This is a genomic window from Deltaproteobacteria bacterium CG11_big_fil_rev_8_21_14_0_20_49_13 (assembly GCA_002796305.1).
Taxonomy (GTDB): Bacteria; UBA10199; UBA10199.
Window position 1 is genome coordinate 1 of the sequence record PCWZ01000008.1, and the last position, 4,702, is coordinate 4,702.

The window sequence follows — 4,702 nt, forward strand, 5'->3', positions numbered from 1 at the left end:
GCCGCGAAGCTGGCACCTCGGCGCTCGGGCACGGCGTTTATGGAATGGCTGCCGATGCCGTGCCCTCCGCGACGTCGCTCTCATACCTCACCCGCCCCTTCAAAACACGCGCATCCCTTTTAATGAAGTTGTCATTTGAGATAAGCGGGTGACTGGCTGTCTATGAAGCCGCTTTGCGTTCGCGAGCGGTACGCGAGCGATGAGGGGTTTGCCGTATGAGGGAGTAAAACCTGTTGTGGCTTCAAAATTTGGCGCCTGAGCGAGCTTGCCGCAGTGAAGACGCCAAATTTTATGGTTTAAAAGCCACACAGGTTTTACGACTGAAAAGGCAAAACCCTCAAGCGCGGCTGAATGGACAGCCAGTCACCCGCTTATCTCAAATGTCGCGGAACGGACAATATGTCAAGTGCTGCAAAGGAGAAAAATATGGATCTTAATCTTACGCAGGAACAGGAAATGTTAAGGCAATCGGTGCGCGAGTTCGCCGAGGGGGAGATAGCGCCAAAGTGCGAAGAGCTCGATATTAAAGAGGAGTTCTCATACGACCTCACAAAGAAAATGGCCGAGCTCGGCCTTTTTGGCATAACCGTCGACCCCAAATATGGCGGTCAGGGAATGGATTATCTCTCCTACGCCATAATCGTAGAAGAACTTGCCCGCGTCTCCGGTTCGCAGGCGGCAACCGTTGCGGCCGAGAACTCTTTAGGTATTGGCCCCATCTTTAGATTCGGCAGCGAGGCCCAGAAACAAAAATATCTCCCGGACCTTTGTGCCGGGAAAAAATTGTGGGGTTTTGGCCTCACAGAACCCGACGCAGGGAGTGACGCCGGCGGGACCAAGACCAATGCAGAACTTAAGGGCGGAAAATGGACGATCAACGGCTCGAAGATATTCATTACGAACGCGGCGAACGATATGACCGCGGGTGTCACGGTTCAGACGGTCACGGGAAAACGCGGGGACGGCAAAAAAGAGATGTCGTGCATAATCGTCGATTCCGGAACAAAAGGTTTCACCGCCAAGGCGATGCACAAGAAGATGTTATGGCGCGCCTCCAACACCGCTGAGCTCTATTTTTCTGATGTTGAGGTCCCGGAAGAAAATCTCTTAGGCAAACGCGGTGACGGCTTTAAGCTGATGCTCGAAACGCTCGACAGCGGTCGCCTTGCCATAGCGGCCATGGGTCTTGGCGGCGCGCAGGGCGCGTTCGAAGCGGCGCTTAAATACGGAAAACAGCGAAAACAGTTCGGAAGCCCCATCTCAACATTTCAGGTGAACGCATTCAAGCTTGCCGACTGCGCCACCAAAATAGAGGCGGCCCGCTCCCTTCTCTACAAGGCCTGCTGGCTAAAGGATAATCACAAACCATTCTCCAAAGAGGCGGCCATGGCAAAGCTCTACTGCTCGGAGGTGATGCACGAGGTAGCGAACCACGCGGTACAGATCCACGGCGGCTACGGATGCATGGAAGAGTATCCGGTTGCGAGGTTCTACCGCGATGCAAAGCTTCTAGAGATAGGCGAAGGGACGAGCGAGATCCAGCGCCTCGTCATCTCGCGCGCCATCGGCTGTTATGATGTGTGATCTGTTCTAGGCGGCCAACTTCCATTTTACCGACCTTCCTGCATCACCTTTTTTTGTAAGGCCTGCCGCCTTTATATCAAGCAGCGCCTGCTGACGTGATATCGAGAATTTGAGGGCTGAAAGGTAATCGTTCAAAGATATTTCACTCTTCTCGGTCAATATCCTGTTCAGTATGTTCCTTCGGGCTATGTTATCGAACGTCCCTGACGCTTCTTTGTTCTGGGCATTGACTACCGGCCTCTCGCACGCCAGGAATCCCCACTTTTTATATTCATATAGTCCTTCCTCCGACGCCCTTTTTGCCAGCTTGCCTCCAATGGCATAAAGGTCGTGAAAGTAGAATTGCGTGGGAACGCTTGTAAGCCCTAAGGTAAGATACTGTGCAAAATAGACGGCTTCATTGTCTGTCACCGCAGTTACAAAGAATTCCATGATAACCGCAACCGTTTGCGGACAGTCCATTTCCTTATAGTATCTTCGTAGCGCTGCCGGGTTGGTATCTTCCCAGCTTCTGACGAAATACTCGACCACAATATCGACAAGTCTAGGGTCGTATCTGGACATATCGCAGGCGATCGCCAGCAGTTCTTCCTTGCACGAGGGATCAAAATTCCAAGGAAGCTTTTCGCCCGCGCTATTAGCTCCGATTTGCGCAAGTTCAAAATACAACCGGCTCAAATGACCTGTCGTTGGCGGTGTTTTCGGCATATCATTTTCCTATCCTGTCGCGCACATCGTCAAAAAAATCGAGCGCCTCCTTGGATCCCGGAAGCCCCTTGTCGGCAAGACCCTGAATGTGGTCATCGACGAACTTAAGGTTCTTACATTTGAGGGCAAGCGCCCTTGCATGGCCGATATCCTTCTCCCTCCCGGAAAAACACTTCATGATCAGAAGATCTTCGATCCCAAAAGCGCTGACCTTAAGGTTTTTCCCCCCGAACACATCAATAAGTCTTTTTTCGTAGTCGGCGGGTATGGTGTATGTAAATGTGCCAAAATAGCTGTTGAACCAGTGCGGATTTATCTTTAGTTCCTGAGCGACCTTTTTAACCAGTGGGTCTAGCTCGGCAGGCTCAATTGCGGAACTGACCAAAAGGCCGTCTATATCCATAGTGCTCAAAGGGATATCGTGCGCAAGGATCATCGCCGCACCGCCTCCGATTATAATCTTGGCGGGAACCTTCAGTTTTTCATCCAGGGCCTTAAAAGCCCCCAACATTATCTTTTTATCCATGGCCTAATAATAACATATTTAATGACTAGTAGTCAATTGTATTGTCTTTATTATAAGTCCCACCAGCGGGGAGTTTTGGCCCCGAAAAGACCGTAAGGCAGTGAACAGTAAATAGTAAACAGTGAATAGTCTCTATATATAACTAGTTAATACTACTACTGTTTTACTGTTCACCACTAACTGTTGACTTCTTATTAAACTTGGCATGCATATTGCTTAAACTAAGGCTAGGAGGATTTTTTATGAAAAAGATAACAGCACTATTTACCGTAATAGCAACGCTATTGATAGGGAAACAGACGTTCGGGTTTGCGCGCGAGTATGGAAGTTCAGAACCCGCAACCACCCAGCTACAAATGGTTCTTGGCCAGGGTTTTGAGGCTACGCAAGGCAAACTTGACACTTTGGACCTTACCTGCACAACCGAACAATACGCGAAAGTACACATGACGCCGATATATCAGGATTCAAAATATAAAGTGAATATTACACTTGATACCGGTACCATTGGAAAGAAAGATGATGGAAACTTTCTTGTCCTAACCGTAACACCAGATGCAAAATCTAACTGGCTCACATGTGAAGATAAGGGAGACTCAGAATACTTGTGCTCCCTTCCGGATGGATTAAAGAAAGACGACAAAATAAAGACAAACATTACCTATAAATACGATTCTTCGTCCTCTTGTACATCAAACCTTGTTGAGTTGACGATCCCCAGTGACATTCCCGATTCCGATGAAGATGGAATAGCCGATGACGTCGACAACTGCGTAGTCTTGGCAAATGAAGATCAGGCAGATTTCGATGAGGACGGAGAAGGCGATGCGTGCGATGACGATATGGACGGCGATGATATAAAGAACGATACCGACAATTGTCCCTTAGTGGTCAATCCGGACCAGGAAGATGAAGACGAAGATACAATTGGTGATGCCTGTGACGCAAATCCCGACGAAGGGAAAAATGTCACTGCCGGCGGAAGCGGCGGAGACTGCTCGCTAAACCCCACTGCCACGGCCAACGGATTCAGAACGCTCATAGACCTCGCGATCTTCGCGATACCGTTGCTCGGCTTCTCGGCAACCCGCAGAAAGAAATAACTTTCGTACCCGAAAAGCTCCAATCCAACATCATACCCATTCCACGACATTAGAAAATCGCGGTCCTGGGTGCCATGCCGGCTGAGAGGCCAAGCTTGACCGACAAGCCTTCTCGGCCAAAAAACATGTGCGGCTTTGGTGTTTTATATCCCGCTCACCCTGCCTGCCCGCCGAGTTTTTTGGCGGGAGCCTGTCGAAGGGTGAAGTTTAAATTGACCTCTGAATTTTGGCGTCTTCGATGCGGCAAGCTCCCTCAGCCGCCAAAATTTAAAGCCGCTTACATGTTTTTTGACCTCGTACGGCTTATCGGTCATCCCTCCTCGCTTCCAGCTCGTCGGGAACGCCATTGTCCTCTCAGCCGGTATGGCACCCGGGACCTGTTATCTTTCAATGACAGCTTCAATGCGAGGTTTAAGGTTTTAAGGCAGAGTGGAAGATGTTGGTGTGAGATTGACACCTTGAAACAAGCTAGTCGATCGATGTCTTCACGGTTTCGTCATTTTTATGGAAATTGTAAAAGCGGAATGCACCGCTATTTTTGCTGGACAAAGAATGGAATTGCCCCACTTGAATAAAGGAGACTGCGGCTGTTGGGGGATGAGGAGACTCTGCGGGCCCAACGAGCCGAAGGCGAGGAGGGATGACGTGTCTTCGTATGAAGGAGAAAAACTTTTAGTGGTTTTGAAATTTGGCGGCTGAGCGAGCTTGTCGCAGTAAAGACGCCAAATTTTTTAAGGCTCTTCGCGGATATGAGTGGGTCATTTGCGGGACAGGGTGACAG

At 49.6% G+C, this 4,702-nt stretch carries 4 protein-coding genes; 2 read left to right on the top strand and 2 right to left on the bottom strand.

What is annotated here, in order from left to right; translation table 11 throughout:
• The first annotated feature begins 426 nt into the window (after positions 1-426).
• Positions 427-1,584: an acyl-CoA dehydrogenase gene (locus COV46_00405; protein ID PIR18346.1), complete on the top strand. Its 1,158-nt coding sequence runs from the start codon at positions 427-429 to the stop codon at positions 1,582-1,584.
• 6 nt (positions 1,585-1,590) lie between these two features.
• Here the strand turns inward: COV46_00405 and COV46_00410 are convergent, their stop codons facing one another.
• Together COV46_00410 and COV46_00415 are read right to left on the bottom strand one after the other, a co-directional pair.
• Positions 1,591-2,292, bottom strand: a complete 702-nt coding sequence (locus COV46_00410; protein ID PIR18343.1) for a hypothetical protein — start codon at positions 2,290-2,292, stop codon at positions 1,591-1,593.
• Position 2,293: 1 nt separating this feature from the next.
• On the bottom strand, positions 2,294-2,818 hold the full coding sequence (locus tag COV46_00415; GenBank protein PIR18344.1) for a hypothetical protein: 525 nt from the start codon (positions 2,816-2,818) through the stop codon (positions 2,294-2,296).
• Between the two features lie 242 nt (positions 2,819-3,060).
• Between COV46_00415 and COV46_00420 the strand changes: the two genes are divergently transcribed.
• Positions 3,061-3,921 (top strand): hypothetical protein, encoded by an 861-nt coding sequence (locus tag COV46_00420; GenBank protein ID PIR18345.1) that lies wholly within the window; start codon positions 3,061-3,063, stop codon positions 3,919-3,921.
• Positions 3,922-4,702 lie beyond the last annotated feature (781 nt).

Coding starts and splice junctions, on each gene's coding strand:
- COV46_00420 (PIR18345.1), top strand. CDS start 3,061: ATGAAAAAGATAACAGCACTATTTACCGTAATAGCAACGCTATTGATA.
- COV46_00405 (PIR18346.1), top strand. CDS start 427: ATGGATCTTAATCTTACGCAGGAACAGGAAATGTTAAGGCAATCGGTG.
- COV46_00410 (PIR18343.1), bottom strand. CDS start 2,292: ATGCCGAAAACACCGCCAACGACAGGTCATTTGAGCCGGTTGTATTTT.
- COV46_00415 (PIR18344.1), bottom strand. CDS start 2,818: ATGGATAAAAAGATAATGTTGGGGGCTTTTAAGGCCCTGGATGAAAAA.